The sequence below is a fragment of the Flavobacterium xylosi genome, from assembly GCF_042787345.1.
GTDB lineage: Bacteria > Bacteroidota > Bacteroidia > Flavobacteriales > Flavobacteriaceae > Flavobacterium > Flavobacterium xylosi.
This window is the reverse complement of record NZ_JBHZPZ010000010.1, coordinates 107,590-127,355: the sequence shown is the minus strand read 5'-3', so window position 1 is coordinate 127,355 and position 19,766 is coordinate 107,590. Positions and strand designations below refer to the sequence as shown.

At 33.1% G+C, this 19,766-nt stretch carries 17 protein-coding genes and 1 tRNA gene; 6 read left to right on the top strand and 12 right to left on the bottom strand.

What is annotated here, in order from left to right; translation table 11 throughout:
* Window positions 1–163: 163 nt before the first annotated feature.
* The 3 genes from mnmG to ACFX5E_RS10035 all read right to left on the bottom strand — a co-directional run bounded on the left by mnmG (window position 164) and on the right by ACFX5E_RS10035 (window position 5,921).
* Window positions 164–2,035, bottom strand: a complete 1,872-nt coding sequence (mnmG, locus tag ACFX5E_RS10045) for a tRNA uridine-5-carboxymethylaminomethyl(34) synthesis enzyme MnmG (protein ID WP_379855062.1) — start codon at window positions 2,033–2,035, stop codon at window positions 164–166.
* A gap of 158 nt (window positions 2,036–2,193) precedes the next feature.
* Complete coding sequence (ybeY, locus tag ACFX5E_RS10040; protein WP_379855061.1) at window positions 2,194–2,625, bottom strand: rRNA maturation RNase YbeY; 432 nt, start codon at window positions 2,623–2,625, stop codon at window positions 2,194–2,196.
* Window positions 2,622–5,921, bottom strand: coding sequence for a DUF4175 family protein (locus tag ACFX5E_RS10035; protein ID WP_379855060.1), 3,300 nt, complete (start codon window positions 5,919–5,921; stop codon window positions 2,622–2,624). Before ACFX5E_RS10035 ends, ybeY begins: the two co-directional genes overlap by 4 nt.
* 162 nt (window positions 5,922–6,083) lie before the next feature.
* On the opposite strand from ACFX5E_RS10035, the gene gltX reads away from it, so the two are divergent.
* Window positions 6,084–7,589 carry a glutamate--tRNA ligase gene (gltX, locus tag ACFX5E_RS10030; RefSeq protein ID WP_379855059.1) on the top strand — a complete coding sequence of 502 codons (1,506 nt, stop codon included), beginning with the start codon at window positions 6,084–6,086 and terminating at the stop codon, window positions 7,587–7,589.
* 93 nt (window positions 7,590–7,682) lie between these two features.
* Here the strand turns inward: gltX and ACFX5E_RS10025 are convergent, their stop codons facing one another.
* Both ACFX5E_RS10025 and ACFX5E_RS10020 read right to left on the bottom strand, forming a co-directional pair.
* Window positions 7,683–8,660 (bottom strand): hypothetical protein, encoded by a 978-nt coding sequence (locus tag ACFX5E_RS10025; protein ID WP_379855058.1) that lies wholly within the window; start codon window positions 8,658–8,660, stop codon window positions 7,683–7,685.
* A gap of 85 nt (window positions 8,661–8,745) precedes the next feature.
* Window positions 8,746–9,387: an outer membrane beta-barrel protein gene (locus ACFX5E_RS10020; protein ID WP_379855057.1), complete on the bottom strand. Its 642-nt coding sequence runs from the start codon at window positions 9,385–9,387 to the stop codon at window positions 8,746–8,748.
* Window positions 9,388–9,464: 77 nt separating this feature from the next.
* Here ACFX5E_RS10020 and ACFX5E_RS10015 point away from each other — a divergent pair, with 77 nt between their 5' ends.
* Window positions 9,465–10,463 carry an SPFH domain-containing protein gene (locus ACFX5E_RS10015; protein WP_379855056.1) on the top strand — a complete coding sequence of 333 codons (999 nt, stop codon included), beginning with the start codon at window positions 9,465–9,467 and terminating at the stop codon, window positions 10,461–10,463.
* Window positions 10,464–10,483: 20 nt separating this feature from the next.
* Here the strand turns inward: ACFX5E_RS10015 and ACFX5E_RS10010 are convergent, their stop codons facing one another.
* From ACFX5E_RS10010 to ACFX5E_RS09995, 4 genes are all read right to left on the bottom strand, one after another.
* Window positions 10,484–10,780, bottom strand: a complete 297-nt coding sequence (locus tag ACFX5E_RS10010; RefSeq protein ID WP_379855055.1) for a DUF6327 family protein — start codon at window positions 10,778–10,780, stop codon at window positions 10,484–10,486.
* Between the two features lie 3 nt (window positions 10,781–10,783).
* Window positions 10,784–11,137 carry a competence protein gene (locus ACFX5E_RS10005; protein WP_073209348.1) on the bottom strand — a complete coding sequence of 118 codons (354 nt, stop codon included), beginning with the start codon at window positions 11,135–11,137 and terminating at the stop codon, window positions 10,784–10,786.
* A 40-nt stretch (window positions 11,138–11,177) separates the two neighbouring features.
* The gene (locus ACFX5E_RS10000) at window positions 11,178–11,510 is read right to left on the bottom strand and encodes a YtxH domain-containing protein (RefSeq protein ID WP_379855054.1); all 333 of its coding nucleotides are present in this window, start codon (window positions 11,508–11,510) and stop codon (window positions 11,178–11,180) included.
* A 304-nt stretch (window positions 11,511–11,814) separates the two neighbouring features.
* Entirely contained in the window at window positions 11,815–13,929 is a 2,115-nt protein-coding gene (locus ACFX5E_RS09995; RefSeq protein ID WP_379855053.1) for a glutamine--tRNA ligase/YqeY domain fusion protein, read from the bottom strand.
* A 125-nt stretch (window positions 13,930–14,054) separates the two neighbouring features.
* Here ACFX5E_RS09995 and ACFX5E_RS09990 point away from each other — a divergent pair, with 125 nt between their 5' ends.
* From ACFX5E_RS09990 to ACFX5E_RS09975, 4 genes are all read left to right on the top strand, one after another.
* Window positions 14,055–14,270, top strand: a complete 216-nt coding sequence (locus tag ACFX5E_RS09990; protein WP_379855052.1) for a hypothetical protein — start codon at window positions 14,055–14,057, stop codon at window positions 14,268–14,270.
* Window positions 14,261–14,572 (top strand): hypothetical protein, encoded by a 312-nt coding sequence (locus ACFX5E_RS09985; RefSeq protein ID WP_379855051.1) that lies wholly within the window; start codon window positions 14,261–14,263, stop codon window positions 14,570–14,572. Before ACFX5E_RS09990 ends, ACFX5E_RS09985 begins: the two co-directional genes overlap by 10 nt.
* A 2-nt stretch (window positions 14,573–14,574) precedes the next feature.
* The gene (gene folB, locus ACFX5E_RS09980; protein ID WP_379855050.1) at window positions 14,575–14,934 is read left to right on the top strand and encodes a dihydroneopterin aldolase; all 360 of its coding nucleotides are present in this window, start codon (window positions 14,575–14,577) and stop codon (window positions 14,932–14,934) included.
* Between the two features lie 105 nt (window positions 14,935–15,039).
* Window positions 15,040–15,110: transfer RNA gene (locus ACFX5E_RS09975), tRNA-Cys, on the top strand.
* Between the two features lie 1,070 nt (window positions 15,111–16,180).
* Here the strand turns inward: ACFX5E_RS09975 and ACFX5E_RS09970 are convergent.
* The 3 genes from ACFX5E_RS09970 to rnr are packed head-to-tail and all read right to left on the bottom strand — an operon-like array spanning window position 16,181 to window position 19,760.
* A complete protein-coding gene (locus ACFX5E_RS09970) occupies window positions 16,181–16,861 on the bottom strand; it encodes a LysE family translocator (RefSeq protein ID WP_379855049.1) in 681 nt (226 codons plus the stop codon).
* Window positions 16,862–16,898: 37 nt separating this feature from the next.
* A complete protein-coding gene (locus ACFX5E_RS09965) occupies window positions 16,899–17,564 on the bottom strand; it encodes a head GIN domain-containing protein (protein ID WP_379855048.1) in 666 nt (221 codons plus the stop codon).
* A 3-nt stretch (window positions 17,565–17,567) separates the two neighbouring features.
* The gene (gene rnr, locus ACFX5E_RS09960; protein WP_379855047.1) at window positions 17,568–19,760 is read right to left on the bottom strand and encodes a ribonuclease R; all 2,193 of its coding nucleotides are present in this window, start codon (window positions 19,758–19,760) and stop codon (window positions 17,568–17,570) included.
* Window positions 19,761–19,766: the final 6 nt, after the last annotated feature.

The following is a 19,766-nucleotide window of genomic DNA, read 5'->3' as shown; positions in this document are numbered from 1 at the left end:
GTCAGTTTTCAGTGGTCAGTTTAATACGATTCCTGAAAATTATATTTATAAATTAATTAATAGTTTCACGTGGAACAATTTTCACTATTCAGTGTTCATTAGCAGTATTCATTATAGGTCGCAGAACAAACTGACGCCTGTATACTGAATACTGACCACTTTCTTAACGTCCCATATAAATCAACAACACCGAAACATCACTTGGCGAAACACCACTAATTCGTGAAGCCTGAGAAATAGTTACCGGACGAATCTTGCTTAATTTTTGTTTGGCTTCAATAGACATCGATTTGATTTTATTATAATCAAAATTTTCCGGGATCTTCACATCTTCCAGTCGAAGCAATTTATCCGCGTTGTTTCTTTCTTTTTCGATGTATCCGGAATACTTAACTTGAATCTCGGCCTGTTCTAATATTTCTTGGTCAACATCGTTTTCTGAAATATACGTTGCAACCTTTTCAAATTTCATGATATCTTCTAAATCAATTTGCGGACGCGAAAACACTTTAAACATTTTATCGCCTTGTGTAATTAACGCCGTATCTTTTGATTCTAAAATAGGATTTGCCTCTGCAACCGAAACACTCGTTTCTTTGAAAAAAGCAACCATTTTTTCCGATTGATTTAATTTGTGTTCCATTCTACGCAAACGCTTTTCAGAAGCCAAACCAATCTCATGCGACATTGGCGTTAATCTAAAATCGGCATTATCCTGACGCAATAACGTTCTGTATTCTGCACGAGAAGTAAACATTCTGTATGGCTCTTCCGTTCCTTTAGTAATTAAGTCATCAATTAAAACACCAATATACGCTTCATCTCTTTTTAAGATTAATGGTGCTTTTTCATGCACTTTTAAATGCGCATTAATTCCCGCCATCAATCCTTGAGAAGCCGCCTCTTCATATCCTGTAGTTCCATTTATTTGACCTGCGAAATACAACCCTTCCACCAACTTGGTTTCCAACGTATGTTTCAACTGCGTCGGAGGGAAATAATCATACTCAATTGCATATCCCGGGCGGAAAAATTTCACTTTCTCAAAACCCACAACAGAACGCAACGCTTTAAATTGAATGTCTTCGGGAAGCGAAGTAGAAAAACCATTTACATAAACCTCACAGGTATTCCACCCTTCAGGTTCAACAAACAGTTGGTGCCTTTCTTTATCAGCAAAACGATTAATCTTATCTTCAATAGACGGACAATATCTTGGTCCAAGACTTTTTATTCGACCATTGAACATGGGTGAACGATCAAATCCTTCCCTTAAAATATCGTGAACATCTAGAGAAGTATAGGTCATATGACAAGATCTTTGATGAATCAAAGGCGAAGTAATATCTGAATACGAGAACTTATCTGGTTTAGCATCTCCTTTTTCTTCATTCATTTTTGAATAATCCAAAGAACGACCATCCACTCTAGGAGGTGTTCCCGTCTTCATCCTTCCTGCTTGAAAACCTGCATTCACTAAATCCTCGGTGATTCCATAAGCAGCACTCTCGCCAGCTCTACCTCCACCGAATTGTTTCTCGCCAATATGAATCAATCCATTTAGGAAAGTCCCATTGGTTAGCACAATTGATTTAGATCGAATCTCCACTCCAAGCGAAGTTCGGATTCCTTTTATTTTTTCGTTTTCAATAATTAACCCATTCACCATTTCCTGATAAAAATCAAGATTGGGAGTCCCTTCTAGCATCATACGCCACTCTTCAGCAAAACGCATACGGTCACTTTGAACTCTTGGCGACCACATTGCGGGACCTTTAGACTTGTTCAGCATCTTGAATTGAATAGCGGTTCTATCGGAAACAATTCCGGAGTAACCACCCAAAGCATCAATCTCCCGAACTATCTGACCTTTGGCAATTCCTCCCATGGCGGGATTGCAAGACATCTGAGCGATGTTCTGCAAACTCATTGTAACCAATAAAGTTTTGGAACCCAAATTAGCGGCCGCAGCTGCCGCTTCTGAACCGGCGTGACCCGCGCCAACAACAATTACATCGTATTCTTCTTGAAACATTTTCTTATTATTTTGTTCTGAGTAAACTCAGGTTTAAGATTGAAGCAGGTTTTAAACTGCCTAAACCTTGGTTTTATTTATTGTTCCACGTGAAACATTCAACACCAGCACAAAGTGATTTTATAATTGTTCCACGTGAAACAACTTGTCCTTATTTCTTAAGATCCGACCTGTCGTTCCACGTGGAACAGTGCAATCTTTTCATCTTCTTTATTACGCATCAGCAATTCATCTGCTTCATCTTTGTCTTTGTAACCACAATAATGCAGAACACCATGAACCAAAACGCGTTTCAACTCTTCTTCAAAAACAACATTAAAATCCTTAGCGTTGTCCATTACTCTTTCAATAGAAACAAAAATATCACCACTCAGTTCATTTCCCATTGTGTAGTCAAAACTGATAATATCCGTTAATGTATCGTGATTAAGATATTCTAAATTGATTTTATGCAAGTACTCGTCATCACAGAAGATATAATTTATCTCTCCCTCTTTCTTGTTTTCAGAAGTAATAACATTGGTTAACCAAGCAGCAATTGCTTCTTCGTTCTCTAAAGTAAAGTCGGTTTCGTAATTAAAATTGATCATTTTTTATTAAAATATTCTTGAACTTTTTGATTAAAATTCGAACGCAAAGGTAAGGATTGTCTATTTAATATTTCAATGCTATTCAAATAATCTAATAAAGCAGCTGGCAAAGCGTTAGATTGATTATTAAATTCCTTTTTGTTGGTTTCTGACTGTCGCTTATTTTCCTGTCCTTGTTGTTGAACTGCTGAGTTTAATTTCAACAATTCTTGTTTTACATTCAGGATTTTTTGAAGCGTCTCGTTTTTAAATCCTTTATTCAAAAGCTGCTTTTCTATTTGCTTCATTTGCTCCAAAGCACTTTGGCCGTTTCCTCCTAATCCTTGTTTGTTTAATTCGTTTTGTAACGCTTCTCGCAATTGCTTTTGCTCTTTATAAATTTCCATAATCGCTTTGGCATCTCCTTCACCGTCTTCGCCGTTTTCCCCATTTTTTCCAGGACCCTTTTTCCCTTTTTCTCCTTCACCCGGTTTCTGACCTTCACCTGGCTTCTTCCCTTTCTCCATTCCATCTTTCATTTTTTTACCAAGTCCCTCCTGCTTTTTAATAATATCCGGCAATTGCATTCCTTGTCCCTGACCTGGTTTTGGTTTACCTGAACCCATTCCGGACAATGACATTTGCATGCCATTAAGAATTTCGCTCAGAAAATCTGCCAGTTTATTAGCAGCTGAAATCGTATATTGCTGATGCGATAAGCCTTTTGAAATTTGTGACTCCGATAGAGTCTCCATAGATTTATCAATATTGTAATGTACATTGCCAATTTCTTTCGTAACCTCTTCGGCTATTTTTTGGTTTCGCAAAGACATCGCAAACAAACTGTCATCAACATGCTTGAACTGTAGTTTTAAATTTTGCTGTACTTTAATATTTTTATTAAAAGAAGGAGATCCTGCTTTCAGTCCTTTGAACTGAAGCATCACATCTTCCTGAGACAAAGAAAATGCCAATAAATTATCTAAAATTTGTCTCAACATTTTGACATCTTCCTCTAATTGTTCCTTCTCCGAACCCTCCATACTTTGTTCCATCTTCATGGACATTTCTTTCATCTTTTTTGATGCGCTTTTTTGTTTCGGTTTAGCTTTCGATTGGCTCTGCTTTTTTAATTCCTCCGAAGCTTTTTTCAAATCTTCATCAATGCTTTTTTCCTTTTCTAAATCCTTAGGAATATCCATTGGGGATTTAAGCTCCTTATTTTCGTTTTCTAAATCCTTTAAATCTTCTTGGATCTTATCAAAAGCGTCGTTGATTTCTTTTTGATTTTCTTGTTTATTTTCTTTTTCGTTATCCGACAATTTATCTTGTTTCTCCGAAAGCTTGTCTAACTTATCCGCAATTTGTTCCGCCTTTTGGTCTACATAATAGCGCTTGGTCAGTTCCACTAATTGCGCTAAATTTTTAGTTTGGTTTTTACTGTTTTGTTTGAATTTTTCTAATTTATCCAGCAAATCTTCATTCTTGATTTTATCATTTAACGCCTTTAGTTCGTCCAATAATTTTTGATTTTTCTCTAAATCTTTATCGGCTTTATCCAATCGTTTTTGCAAATCTTCTTTTAGTTCGTCCTTTTTATCTGTTTTGAATTTATCTAGATTGTCTTTCATTTTCTCTGCAAATTCCTTCATCATCTCATCCTGCTGTTTTTGACGCTGGATAAAATCATTTACTTTTTGCTGATCATTGAATTCTAAATTGTCTTTTTCTTTTCCACTCTTTTGAATTTTTTCAATGGCAGAGATTTGTTTGTCCTGATTTTTTAAAGACTTCTCTAAACTGTTAATATTATCATTTTGCTGCTTCAAAACCTGATCTTCCTTCTCTTCATCTGTAGAAACTCGATTCGAGAAAACAGATGATTTGGTGCTTTTAAAACGATGGATTGCATCATTATCAAAAACCTCAAAATAATAATCATACGACTTGCCTTGTTCTACCGGAAGGTTTCCAGGGAAAGTAAATACGAACTGATCAAATAATGATGCCTTCACAACAATTGTTCCACGTTTGGCAGTCTGTGGCTTGTCTCTTTCATAATACACCACATGAAGCTTAGACAATCCATAATCGTCAGAAATTTGGCCTAATACATAGTTTTTCTCCACCTTCAAACTATCAGGTGCAGTACTGACTTTTATCGTTGGGAACTGATCTTTGATAATTGAAAGCTGATAATCCAGCTTTTCATGGTTTTTTACTTTATCATTAGAGGTAAGAATTTGATATTCTGAGTTTTGAAGGATATATTTCGATAAACTGAACGTGTTTTCTGCTTTCGAAAAAGGAAAAACGGATGACGCATCCTTCCAAACCACATTTTGAGTTGCCTGAGTGTTCATTCTCCAAGTAACTTTTGTTCCTTCAGGAATAATGGCATTTCCGGTTCCTTTAATGTATTCCGCTTTTCTATTAAGATAAGAAGGAAAATTTAATATCATTTCAAAATTAGAAATTGACGGCACTGTCACAACTTTCAATTCATAATCCTCAGAGGAGATTCCATTGGCCTCCACGTGAAACAAAATATCTTTAGCCGGTTTCGAAATCTTAAATTGGAAATCCCCCGATTTACTGGTTTCCATGAAATAACTTTCATCATCGATAAAAATTGTGGCATTTTCAGGAACAACTTTTCCTTCAGTTTTCACATGAAGGATGAAATCTTTATTTTGTTCCGTTTGCAGATTAGTATTTAAAAGAATAAATTTAAAGGGTGCCGGAGGTAAAAATGGCGAATTGAAATGCACTACTCTATTCAAACTTTGAGAAATAATTTTGCTGTTACCCGACAAATAAAAGAAGGATAAAACCACAATAGGAAATAATGCAATAGGCAAAAACTTTTTATTCTTATTTAAGTTAATTGCGTTTCCAAAAGGAATCGGCTGCAAGGTTTTCGCTTTTTGCTCTATTGATGCTGCTAATAATTCGGATTGATTTGCATCATCTGATAATTGTAGAAAATTAGTCAGCTTATCACTTACTTCGGCAAAATGATTTCCGATAATGCTTGATGCCTGCTTGTAATCAATTCCTTTTTGGAGTTTGAATAATTTAAACATTGGAAACAAAATAAATCGGAACAACAGGACAACTTCAATAGCAACAAAAGTCCAAAACAAGAACCTTCTTCCCATCGGCTTAAGCCAAAGAAAATACTCCACAAAAAGAGTGAACAAAAAATACAACAATCCTAAACCGATGAAGAATAACAATCCCCGAATCAGTTCGTTTGTGTAAAACTTTTTGATGAAAGCCTCCAGTTTTTGAAAAATAATATTTTCTGTTTCCAAAATTTATCTATTGTTTTTAATAACCAATAAAAGTACAAATTTTTAATTAGAAAATTTATCAAAGAGAAAATTAGAAAATGGACTAATTGCGTGAACTATCAAATTACAATCCTTTTCTCATTATCTAATTAGAGTTGTATCTTTGCCACAAAATTTATAAAAATGTCGAAGCAAGTTCGTGTGCGTTTTGCACCAAGTCCAACTGGACCTTTACATATTGGCGGAGTTCGTACCGCATTGTTCAATTATTTGTTTGCCAAAAAAAATAATGGTGTGTTTTTCTTAAGGATTGAAGATACCGACCAAAACCGTTATGTTCCAGGTGCCGAAGAATATATCATGGAAGCGCTGGAATGGCTGGGAATTGCAGCAGACGAAACGATTGGAAAAAATGAGAAATTTGGTCCTTACCGTCAAAGCGAAAGAAAAGATTTATATCAACAATATGCGGATCAGCTAATCACTTCTGGGAATGCCTACTATGCTTTTGATACAGCAGAAGCTTTGGATACCGCAAGAAAATTAGAAGAAGAACAAGGAAAAACCTTTATATACAATCACCATAACAGAGAAAAACTAGACACTTCTTTAATCATTTCTGCTGAAGAAACTGCCAAAAGAATTACTGATGGTGAGCATTATGTAATCCGTTTTAAAACTCCGGTAAACGAAACATTGCATATGCATGACATCATTCGTGGTGACGTAAAATTTGAAACAAATCTTTTAGACGATAAAGTATTGTTTAAAAGTGACGGAATGCCAACCTATCATTTAGCTAATATCGTGGATGATCATTTAATGGAAACTACTCACGTGATTCGTGGTGAAGAATGGTTGCCATCTATGCCTTTGCACGTTTTGTTGTACAGAGCATTTGGTTGGGAAGCACCACAATTCGCTCATTTACCATTGATTATGAAACCTATCGGTAACGGAAAACTATCCAAACGCGATGGTGACAAAATGGGATTCCCTGTATTTCCATTAGATTGGAAAACCGAAGAAGGCGTTTCATCAGGATACAGAGAAAAAGGATTTTTCCCGGAAGCAGTTGTTAACTTCCTTGCATTATTAGGTTGGAATGACGGAACAGAAAAAGAATTATATACACTTGAAGAATTAGTTGCTTCATTCGATTTGAGTCGAGTACATAAAGCAGGAGCTAAATTTGACCCGGAAAAAAACAAATGGTTCAATCACCAATATTTGGTAAAACAAAAAGATGAAGATTTAGCCAAAGCCTTTGCTCCTATTTTGATTGAAAAAGGTTTCACTGTTTCTGAAAACGTAGTGACAAAAGTAGTTTCTTTAATAAAAGAACGCGCCCATTTTGTTTCGGAATTTTGGGAACTATGTGATTTCTTTTTTGTGGCTCCAACAGCCTACGATGAAAAAGCAAGCAAAAACTGGAAAGCTGAAACTCCTGCATTAATGCAAGAATTAATCTCTGTTGTGGAGGAAATTACTGATTTCACTTCTATGAAAATTGAAACCATCGTAAAAGACTGGATGACGAAAAATGAAATTGGAATGGGAAAAGTAATGCAACCGTTTCGTTTGAGTTTGGTTGGAGCGCTGAAAGGTCCTCACCTATTTGATATCGTTGAAGTAATTGGAAAAGACGAAACGATTAATAGAATTCAAAAAGCAATAGCTACTGTGTAAAAACAAAAAAGCTTCCAGTCTTTTGAAGATTGGAAGCTTTTATTTAAAAGTAACTTTAGGAAATCATGCAATTATGAAATAAATAAGTTTGTTTTATAACACTTTGCATTCAGCCATCTTTGTAAATTCTCCTTCTGTTATCTGGTTCGAAATATTAGCACCATAATTAAAACCATTCGGCATATATAACCATAAAATTTCGTTTGTTTCACAGTCAACTATAACTTTGAAATACGTTAATCTCGAAATTTGTACAACAATCGCACTAGACTTGATAATTCCATATGGAACAGAATATAAAACCGCTGTTTTTTTCTTTTTGTTTACAATAGCGTCATTTAATTCCGTTTCAGAAACAAACTTTAAATCTCCACCAAAATTCTTTTTTGCTTCATCTTTTGATCTTCCTTTCATCATCATATTATCTTCTACCAATAGCGTTTTCCCATTCAATTTTACACAATTATCTTTAGCCATTTTTTCAGCATATTTATCAAAATTTAATACCTTATTATTTTGAATTATCCAATTCACATTAGCTTCTAAAATTTGTAAAGCATATTTGTAATCTCCTTCTGATAAAGATTTTTCAGTATTAAAATATCTTGAAGGTAAATAAATTTTGGAGTCTGGTCCGCGTCTATCGCTTTCAACTCTTGTGTAACCTATTGCAGGAACAGTAGAACCAGTTTTTAATCCATAGTTTCCTGTATCATTTAATGAAATAAATCTAAGAACAGCATAAGATTTATTTTTAGCCTTGTTTAAAGCATCTACTTCCGAAACTGTTTTATATTCAAATTTATCATTTAACTTCCAGTACTTTTGTACGTATACTTTAAAATCAGCATTAAATTCTCTAATAAAACTTTGATAATCTTTTAATTCATCAGCTTTTTTTGGATTACTCAGTTTTTTTACTGTCTTAGGATCCTCTTCAAGAATTTCAACGATCAAAGGCCTTGTTTTAAGCTCTTTGAAATCTTCTGGTTCACCATAAAATTTAGGATTGATTTGTGCTTTCGCAATAAACGAGACCAAACATAATACAAGTAATAATGTCTTCTTCATAAAGATTAGTTTTTAAGTTAAAAATAAAAATCCCTCAAATGTAAAACATTAGAGGGATTAATTGTGTTTTTTAATATAATTTTTCCTATAAATAAAGAATCAGATTTCCATTGATAATTCCGGGATTACCTTTGAAATTTACGCCTAAATTCTTCGTGTTCAAATTATCCAGCATGTTGTTCAGCCCATATTGATAGGAGACGTTAACACGGAAATGGCGAACTCCGGCAGTTATTCCTACCGTTGGATAGAAGTTAAATTTAGAAATATCCACAATATCTTTGGCTAATAATGTGGTTCCTGAAATAACGTTATTTTCATTTTCAACATCAATTTTAAATTTTCCGTTTACTTGAACCAAAGGCCCAAACTCAACACTCAAATGATTCTCGATTAATTTGTAACTCAATTGCAATGATATTTGAGCTGATGGCAGTTTGTAATTCACTTCTTCATTTGCTAAAAAAAAGCTTTTGGTGGCTACTGCAAAATTGTTTTCACTAAACTGCAACGCGTACACCATATCCCAATCATTGTAGAAATTTCCTCTGACGGAAAGTCCTCCGTTCCATCCTGATCCTGGTTTGGTCTGGAAATTATTGGTATTCAATGTAAACTGATTTAAACCAAAAGTAATTCCGATCCTATTTGCATCCCTATAATTATATTGCGCAAAAGCGGCTATTGAAATCAGTATAAAAACAGTAGTTAAACCTATCTTTTTCATGTTTTAAAATTTAATCGGCACAAACCTAAAGTTTTTTTGTAATTTAACACTAACTTTTTAATTAAATTATTCACACTATGAACATTACACTAATTATTATTATTGTCTTCGGATTATTTATTTTAATGTCTTCCTTTTTTACTGTCAGACAACAAACCTCCGTCATCATTGAGCGCTTTGGAAAATTCTTAAGTGTCAGACAATCGGGACTTCAACTGAAAATTCCTTTAATTGATCGAATTGCCGGACGTGTTAATCTAAAAATTCAACAATTAGATGTTATCATCGAAACCAAAACGAAAGATAATGTTTTCGTAAAACTAAAAGTATCGGTACAATTTATGGTCATCAAAGAAACCGTTTATGATGCTTTTTACAAACTTGAATATCCGCATGACCAAATTACTTCTTATGTATTTGATGTGGTTCGTGCCGAAGTTCCAAAATTAAAACTGGATGATGTTTTTGAACGAAAAGATGATATTGCAATTGCTGTAAAAAGAGAATTAAATGAGGCTATGACCACTTATGGCTATACCATTATCAATACTTTGGTTACTGATATTGACCCGGATATTCAAGTAAAAAATGCCATGAACCGAATTAATGCAGCGGATAGAGAAAAAACGGTAGCCGAATTTGAAGCAGAAGCCTCCAGAATTAGAATTGTGGCTAAAGCTAAAGCAGAAGCAGAAAGCAAACGTTTACAAGGACAAGGAATTGCGGATCAACGCCGTGAAATTGCAAGAGGTTTAGTAGAAAGTGTAGATGTTTTAAATAAAGTGGGGATAAACTCGCAGGAAGCTTCGGCGCTTATTGTGGTAACTCAGCATTATGATACACTGCAAGCCATTGGCGCAGACGCTAACTCCAATTTAATCTTGTTACCCAATTCTCCTCAAGCCGGAAGTGATATGCTGAATAATATGGTCGCTTCTTTTAGTGCGTCCAATCAAGTGGGCGAAATGATGAAAAATAAAAATAAAAAGAGAAAACCAAAAGCAGACGAGGAACATCATACCAATACCGTTCATCAAACACCTCCTGCTCCGGAAGAACCTGAAATAGAAATATAATACTACATAAAAAAAGAGGCTTAATTGCCTCTTTTTAATTTTGATACCCATTTGATAACCGTTGGAAAAGCCTTGGAAACAAAGGGAATTGCTTTCGTTACATATGGAATGGCAAGATTTATTAGCGTTCCGTAATTACCCGAAAAAGCTTTCAACGAAGAACCTAACACTCCGCTGACAATATTTTGTGGTGTAAAACTCTCTTTCGTTTTTTTAATCCCGTAAACCAGTTTTTGATAACTGATTTCCTTTTCAATTTTCAATATTTCCAATTCCCTATCAATCTGAGCATAGGATGAATATTTTTTTGTTCCCATAATTTAGTCGTCGTTAAAAAATATTTCAGAAAATTTCTCCAATACTGATCCTTCAAAGAATCTTTCTCTGATTGTGAATAAAAGACCTGTTAAGACTAGGTATACTCCTGCTATGCTTAAAAATCCCAATGGATAACTGTCTAAATATTTGCCTATTGCCAATGCTCCTGCAATGGAACAAAATAATAAAACAATACCAAAACATATAAAAATCAACGTGAACTTAAGAATCATGGTGGTTGATTTCATTGCAACCTTAAAACCCCATAATTTGTAATAAGCCACATTGCTTTCCAAAAAAGACTGCATCTGTTCTTGAATATTCTCTGTGTTTTCTTTTAACTCTTCAAAAGCCATATATTTATTTTTTAATATCAATTAGTACTGGTAACCAATATTATTTTTGAAGTTTCGCATTTTGCTCTTTCAAATTAGCCAATTTTTCTTCTAAAAAAGAAATTACATCTTCCGTTTTATGACTCACATTAGAAAGCATCTCATCATAAGTTTCCTGCAAATTATTTTGTTTGAAAATAGCAAATTTATGTTTCAACTCTTCAGCTGCATTTTCATATTTATGTTTTAAATTATTTTTGGCATCATCATATCCATCATTAATTTTTTCTCTGGTTCTGGAACCTTTGTCCGGTGCATATAAAATTCCCAATCCAGCTCCAATAGCTGCGCCAGTTAATAAAGCCAATAATGTACTTCCTGCGTTATTTGACATAATTTCTGTTTTTATCGTTAATAATCTAAATCTACGGATTTTATTAACATCTTGTTGTTAACAAGCCGTTAAATTGTTTTTTACAAGGCCAAAACACTAAATAAAGCACGCTGTTATTCAAAAAATCAATTAATATATCTTAAGCCGAAAAACTTAAAAAACTGCTTTAAATTCAATTTATGTAAGTCATTTTTAATTACAAAACCTTATGTTTTTTACTTTTTCAATAAGAATTTGCTATTATAACAAAAAGCGCCTTTTAAGGGCGCTTTCAGTTGAAAAAATCTATATCGTTTATGGAGTGTTATAATTTTAAATCATTTAATAATTTTAGAACTTTCTCGTTTTTTTCAATATTTTTAATTTCCGAAAGTTGCGTTTCAAAAACACTGTAATTATTTAAATCATTTTGTAAATTTTGAATAGCTAAAATTCTAACAGCGGCCATTTGACTTTTTAAAGACATTGAATACAATTTAGTCAAAGCCTCCACTTCTATGTCTTTAATTTTAACTTTATCAGAATAGTGCAAAATCAAATTAGAAAACAACAAGGAGTTGTTGTCGTTTTTAATGTTTTTGACAATTGTCTGAATAATTAAACTGTAATTATCAATACTTTTTATGTTTTCAATGACAGAATTTAAGATCAAAATAGCGTTGTTCTCGTCTTTTTCCTTCACATATTTATTGATTTCCTTTTGAGTATTCATCAATAAATTTTCTTCTTTCTTGCCTTTTTCTTCCCATGCATCTTTCAATCCAACGGTTTTATTAAAGACAATTTTGCCTTCAGTTGTATCTTTATCAACATTGAAATAACCCAAACGTTGAAACTGAAATTTCTCATCTGGTTTTACTTCAGCTAAGCTTGGTTCTACAAATCCTTTTACAATTTGCAGTGAATTCGGATTCATAAATTCCAAGAAGTTCTTCTCTTTATGACTGTCCGGCGCTTCATCAATAAACAGACGATCGTACAAACGAACTTCGGCCTCTAAAGCATGTTTGATAGAAACCCAATGCAAGGTTCCGGCCACTTTTCTCTGGCTTGCTTCACTCCCACTTCCGCTTCGGCTGTCTTCATCATAGGTCACATGAATTTCAGTAATATTTCCTGCAGCATCTTTTACAACACTTTCTCCTTTAATGATATAAGCATTTTTAAGTCGTACTTCTCTGCCTATACTTAATCGGAAAAATTTAGCTGGCGCTTCTTCAAGAAAGTCTTCTCTCTCGATGTATAACTCTCTTGAAAAAGGAACTTTTCTAAATCCAGCACTTTCATCTTCCTGATTATTTTCGGCTTCAAGCCATTCTTCTCCCGAGCCGTCGGGATCCGAAGGATAATTAGTGATAATCAATTTTATCGGATCTAAAACAGCCATAACTCTTGGAGCTGTTTTGTTTAAATCTTCGCGTAAACAAAATTCCAAAAGTGAAAAGTCAATAATATTCTCTCTTTTGGCAACACCAATTATTTCACAAAATTTACGAATAGAAGCTGCAGTATATCCACGTCTTCTTAAACCTGAAATGGTAGGCATTCTTGGATCATCCCAACCATTTACTATATTTTCCTGAACCAGTTGTAATAATTTACGTTTGCTCATTACGGTGTAATTCAAGTTCAAACGAGCAAATTCATATTGATGTGGTCTTACTTTTGAGTCATCATAAATTTGGTCTAAAAACCAATCATATAATTCACGGTGCATCACAAATTCAAGTGTACAAATAGAATGCGAAATTTGCTCTATATAATCACTTTCTCCGTGTGCATAATCATACATTGGATAAATATTCCAATCATTTCCTGTTCTATGATGATGACGGTGCAAAATACGGTACATTAATGGATCACGCATCAACATATTGGTAGATTTCATATCAATTTTGGCACGCAAAACATGACTTCCTTCCGGAAAATCACCATTTTTCATTCCTCCGAATAACGTAAGATTTTCTTCAATGGAACGGTTTCTATAAGGTCCATCAACTCCAGGTTGTGTTGGCGTTCCTTTTTGAATAGCCATATTTTCCGAAGATTGACTGTCAACATAGGCTTTACCGTTTTTAATCATCGCAACCGCCCATTCATATAACTGCTGAAAATAATCAGAAGAGTACAATTCTTCGGTCCAATTAAAACCCAACCATTTCAAATCTTCCTTGATAGCGTCTACATATTCCTGTTCTTCTTTGGCTGGATTGGTATCATCAAAACGCAAATTAACTGGCGCATTGTACTTTAATCCTAAACCAAAATTTAAGCAAATAGATTTGGCATGACCAATGTGTAAATACCCATTAGGTTCGGGCGGAAAACGAAAACGTAATTTATCTTGAGGAAAACCGCTTGCTAAACTGTCTTCAATAATTTGTTCTATAAAATGGAGTGATTTTTCTTCGGTTGACATTTTGTAATTTAATTTTAGCAAAGATATAAAAGTTTATAGTTCTTGGTTTATGGTTTGTAGTTAGATTCGCCATTAAGAACACACTATAAACAAAAATTTGTATTTTTGTATAAATATCAAACGTTATGCGACAATTAACAGTTACAATTCCAGACGATTTTTACGAAACTTTTATTAGTTTTTTCAAACATATTCCTGACGTTTCTATAAATGACAACACAGCGAACGAAGTTCCGTTATGGCAACAAGAAATGGTTTTAGAACGAATGAAAAATGCTAAACCAGGGGATTATATTCCTTTAGAAGACGCTTTGAAAGAATTAGACAAAAAATGGCTTTAAAAGAAAATTATAAAATCACTATTCTTCTTAGAGCAAAACAAGAAGTTAATGAAGCAGCCGAATATTATGAATCTATACGAAAAGGATTGGGTAAATTATTTTATAAAGAGTTCAAAAATTATGCTTTAACTTTAAATAATATTCCATTTTTTGAGGTAAAATATAACGAAATCACAATATTGCATTTAAAAAAATTCCCCTATACAATCCATTTTACAGTTGATGAATTAGAGAAAATTGTTTCGATTCAAGCTGTAACCTCCAATTACCAAGATCTAAACACCACAAGATTAAAATTATAAAAATGGGCTTCATAAAATTAAAAAATATCAGAACTTTCTCTTATCACGGTTGCTTAGTTGAAGAGAGTAAAATAGGATCTGATTACAGAGTAGATTTAAAAATAAAAACAGATTTAGGACAGTCGTCACTATCGGATGAATTGAAGGATACCGTTGATTATGTGCATTTAAATCGAATTGTAGAAGAAGAAATGGCTATTCGATCCAACTTATTGGAACATGTGGCACAACGCATAATTACTAGGACATTCAGAGAAATTCCTTCTATTTCCAAGGTAATTTTAGAAGTTTCAAAATTAAATCCTCCCATTGGAGGTGATGTTGAAGCAGTTACTATAGAAATGGATAAAACTAGAAATTAAGTTAATTACCAATCAAGAATTAGTATTTAAGAATTTTTAAAACTTTGTGGTAATTGGCTTTCCTTTTTTAACTTTTTTACTATATTTGCAAACCAATAAATAATTGGCGTCGTGGCCGAGTGGCTAGGCTGGGCTCTGCAAAAGCTCCTACTCCGGTTCGAATCCGGACGATGCCTCTAAAACCTTCAAAGCAATTTGGAGGTTTTTTTCTGTCTAATTTTTAAGAAAAATTAAATAAAGTTATGGTTCGAATCCGGACGATGCCTCTAAAACCTTCAAAGCAATTTGGAGGTTTTTTTCTGTCTAATTTTTAAGAAAAATTAAATAAAGTTATAGTTCGAATCCGGACGATGCCTCTAAAACCTTCAAAGCAATTTGGAGGTTTTTTTATGTCTAATTTTTAAGAAAAATTAAATAAAGTTATAGTTCGAATCCAGACCATGCCTCTAAAACCTTCAAAGCAATTTGGAGGTTTTTTTATGTCTAATTTTTAAGAAAAATTAAATAAAGTTATAGTTCGAATCCGGAAGAAAAGATTATATCTTCAAAGCAATTTGGAGGTTTTTTTATGTGCAATTTTTAGAAAAAATTAAATAGTTATAGCTCGAATCCAGACGATGCCTCTAAAACCTTCAAAGCAATTTGGAGGTTTTTTTATGTCTAATTTTTAAGAAAAATTAAATAAAGTTATAGTTCGAATCCGGACAATACTCAAGAATCATCAAAGAAATTTAGCAGTTTTTTTATGTCTAATTTTAAGAAAAATTAATTAAAGATAAGTTCGAATCCGTCCAGAAGCTTTGGGAGATGATTCTAAAACCTACAAAGCAATTTGGAGGTTTTTTTATGTCTAATTTTAAGGAAAATTAAATATCTTCTATCATTTAAACCATTAAGATATTTAGAAAATTAAGTTTTAAAGTATTTCGCAATGATGCTTAATATCTTAATGGTTTAAAAAATTAAAATATTCATAATATCTTGAAGAAACTCTAAAGATAATAGCAATCAAACATAGAATTTATTACAATGCTTTTTTTAAACTTATATGCCTTATATGGTTTAAAATTCTAAACATATAAGGCATATAAGAAGTAGTGAATATCTGTCATTCCGACGAAGGAGGAATCTCACTTTGTATTAGTTCTCTACTTCTTCGAAATGATAATTTTCAAGATAAAAAGAAGCCTAAATCTGAATATTTATATCCGATTTAGACTTTCTGTATTTTTGAAAGAAAACCTTTTTACTTATTCTCTATTTTTTCAAATGCTTTTTTAACCATTGCTTTTTCTTTTGGAAACCAACCTTGAGTGATTAGAACAACACCGAAAATCATTAAAACAATGCTGATTCCTTTTTTGATTTTAAGAATATTACTAGGTGTCAATTTATTTTTTAACTGTTTGGCTAAGATAATTTTAATGCAATCTATAAATAAATAAGATAAAATTACTGTTGCAAAAAAGGTAATCATTCTGGAAGTTTGCATTTCCAATTTTGGACCCACAGAAATAATAATTGCCAGCCAAAAACCAAGAACACCAATGTTAATGATATTTAAAAAAAATCCTTTTACAAAAAGACTTCCGTAATTCTTCTTTATAATCTCCTTGTCAATTATATCGGTATTTACTTTTTCTTCTTTTTTTAATTGCAAAAAAGAAATAATACCGTAAGCCAACATCAATATTCCACCAAAAATAAAAAGAGCCGGTTTGTCTTTTAAACTTTGAATCAGTCTATAACTGCCTAAATAAGCAATTCCTATAAAAACAATATCACCTAAAATTACACCTAAATCAAAAACTAATGCCGCTCTAAATCCTTTTATAATGCTTGTTTCCAGTAAAATAAAAAAAACAGGACCTATCATAAAACTTAAAAAAATTCCCCACGGAATACCGGATAAAATATCGTTAACCATTAAAATTTAAAATTTATCAAATAAAATTGCAAAACTATTATTTTTCCATGATAGTTCCACCAATGAAAACTTCTTTATTAATTTGCTTCGGTTTTCCGTATATAAAAATAGAACCTCCGGCTTTAACTTTTGCATCAACCAATGTGGTAGCATAGATTTCAGCTTTTCCTCCTGCAGAAACGCTTATTGAAGTTTGTGAAGTGTGTAAATCACTTGCTTTTAGAATTCCGCCCGACGTAATGATAACATCTTGGTTTAAAGCTTTTCCTGATAATTCAATTATTCCTCCGGCATTCGCCTTCACATTCACTTTATCAACATTCACATCAACATTAATTTCAGCACCTGACATTGAATTTAAATTCAATATGGTTTGTTTGAATTCAGCTTCACTTGAGATATAACTTCCCTCACTTGCACTGATACTTTCAATATTTTTGAAATACAATTTTACTACGATGTTATTTCCTGCTAATAATTTTGGAAATGGCATCCTGATTTTTAAATCCCCATTTTTATTAACCGTTTCCACTTCATCAGCTCTGTCCCCGGTAATAATTACTTTATTCTCCGTGGATGAAATTAGTTTGACGTTGATCTTGTCAAATACTCTTACTTCATCAAAATCTCCTAAATTTCTACTTATTTGAGCGTTTGTTAATTGACTTAATAATACAAATGCAATAATGACTAATTTTTTCATTTTTTATTTTATTGGTTCTTCAATTCTTCTTAAAAAATTAAAATCCAGTTGTTTTTTAACCAAATCGGCATTTTTTACTTTAACGTAAATTTCATCTCCTAATTGTAATAATTTTCCAGAAGTTGCGCCGGTTAATGCATATTGCTTTTCGTCGAAAGTGTAATAATCGTCTTTTATATCTCGAATTCTACACATTCCTTCACATTTGTTTTCTATAATTTCAACATAAATTCCCCACTCCGTCACACCAGAAATTACACCCAAAAATTCTTGGTCCTGATGATCTTGCATGTATTTTACCTGCATGTATTTGATAGAATCCCGTTCTGCATTGGTTGCCAAACCTTCCATCGTGGATGAATGCACACATTTGGTTTCATAGGTTTCTTCATCTGCTGATTTTCCTCCATCCAGATAATGCTGTAATAATCGATGCACCATTACATCAGGATAACGACGAATTGGTGATGTAAAATGAGAATAATATTCAAAAGCTAAACCGTAATGTCCTATGTTATCTGTAGAATATTTCGCTTTGCTCATACTTCTAATAGCAAGAGTATCAATTAAATTTTGTTCTTTTTTACCATTCACTTCTTCCATCAAAGCATTCAATGATTTTGAAATATCTCCTTTGTTTCTAAAATCAATTTTATAACCAAACTTTGCAATTAAAGTTTGCATGGCAATCAATTTATCTTCATTTGGTTCATCGTGAATCCTATAAATGAACGTTTTCTTTTGTTTTCCAATGTATTCTGCTACTTTTCTATTGGCCAAAAGCATAAATTCTTCAATCAGATGATTCGCATCTTTTGATACTTTAAAATAAACACCTTGAGGTTCACCGTCAGCATCTAAATTGAATTTTACTTCTACTTTATCAAAAGAAATAGCTCCATCAGCCATTCTTCTTTTTCTGAAAATTTTAGCGAGTTCATCCATTTTTAGCGTCGCAGCGACAATTGCTGATGAAACTTTATACGAACTTCCCGTTATAGAAATTTCTTCCGGAATCACGTCATCTTTTGTCTCTATGATATACTGTGCCTCTTCGTAAGCAAAACGCTGATCCGAATAAATTACAGTTCTACCAAACCATTGATTAACGACTTGCGTTGTTTCTGTTATTTCGAAAATAGAGGAGAATGTATATTTTTCTTCATTTGGTCGTAACGAACAAGCAAAATTTGATAATACTTCTGGTAACATTGGGACTACTCTATCTACTAAATAAACCGAAGTTGCTCTTTGATACGCTTCATCATCAAGGATTGTTCCTTCCTGAAGATAATGCGAAACATCGGCAATATGAATCCCTATTTCATAGTTGCCATTTTCTAATTTTTTGAACGATAAAGCATCATCAAAATCTTTGGCATCTTTTGGATCAATGGTCAAAGTCAACGTGTCGCGCATATCACGACGTTTCGCAATTTCATCTGCTTCTATCGATGTGTCTATTTTTTGTGCAAACGTTTCTACTTCTATAGGAAATTCTGATGGCAATCCGTATTCAGCAAGAATGGCATGAATCTCGGTATCGTGTTCTCCTGGTTTCCCTAATACTTTTATAACTTTTCCAAAAGGACTATCTGCTCTGGCTGGCCAATCTTCGATGTGAACTAAAACCACATCGCCTTGCTCCGCCTCTCCGATTTTATCTTTTGGAATAAAAATATCGGTGTACATTTTTGGATTGGCAGTTGAAACAAAAGAGAAATTTTTTTGAATATCAATAACCCCAACAAAGTCAGTTTTATTTCTTTCAACAACTTCAATAACCTCACCTTCCGGCTTTTTACCTTTTCTTTTATTGTAAACGTATACTTTTACAATGTCTTTGTCTAAAGCGTGATTCAAATTGTTTGTTGGAATAAAAACGTCTTCTTCCAGTTCAGAACAAACAAAATAAGCTGTCTTACGACCAGTCATATCAATTTTACCTTCGTAATAATCTTTACTTACTGCTTTAACTAAATATTTTCCGGGTTCTGATTCTATGATTTTATCTTGGGAGGCCAGAATTTTCAAATCTTTAATAATTTGATTTCGGCTTTGGGTATCGTCAAGTTCTAGCTTTGCTCCTATTTGTTTGTAATTGAATGCTTTATTAGCACTTTGCGATAATATTTTTAAAATTTTATCAGAGAAATCTTTCTCTTTTTTTATCGGCTTTCTTAATCTTTTACTCATACATCT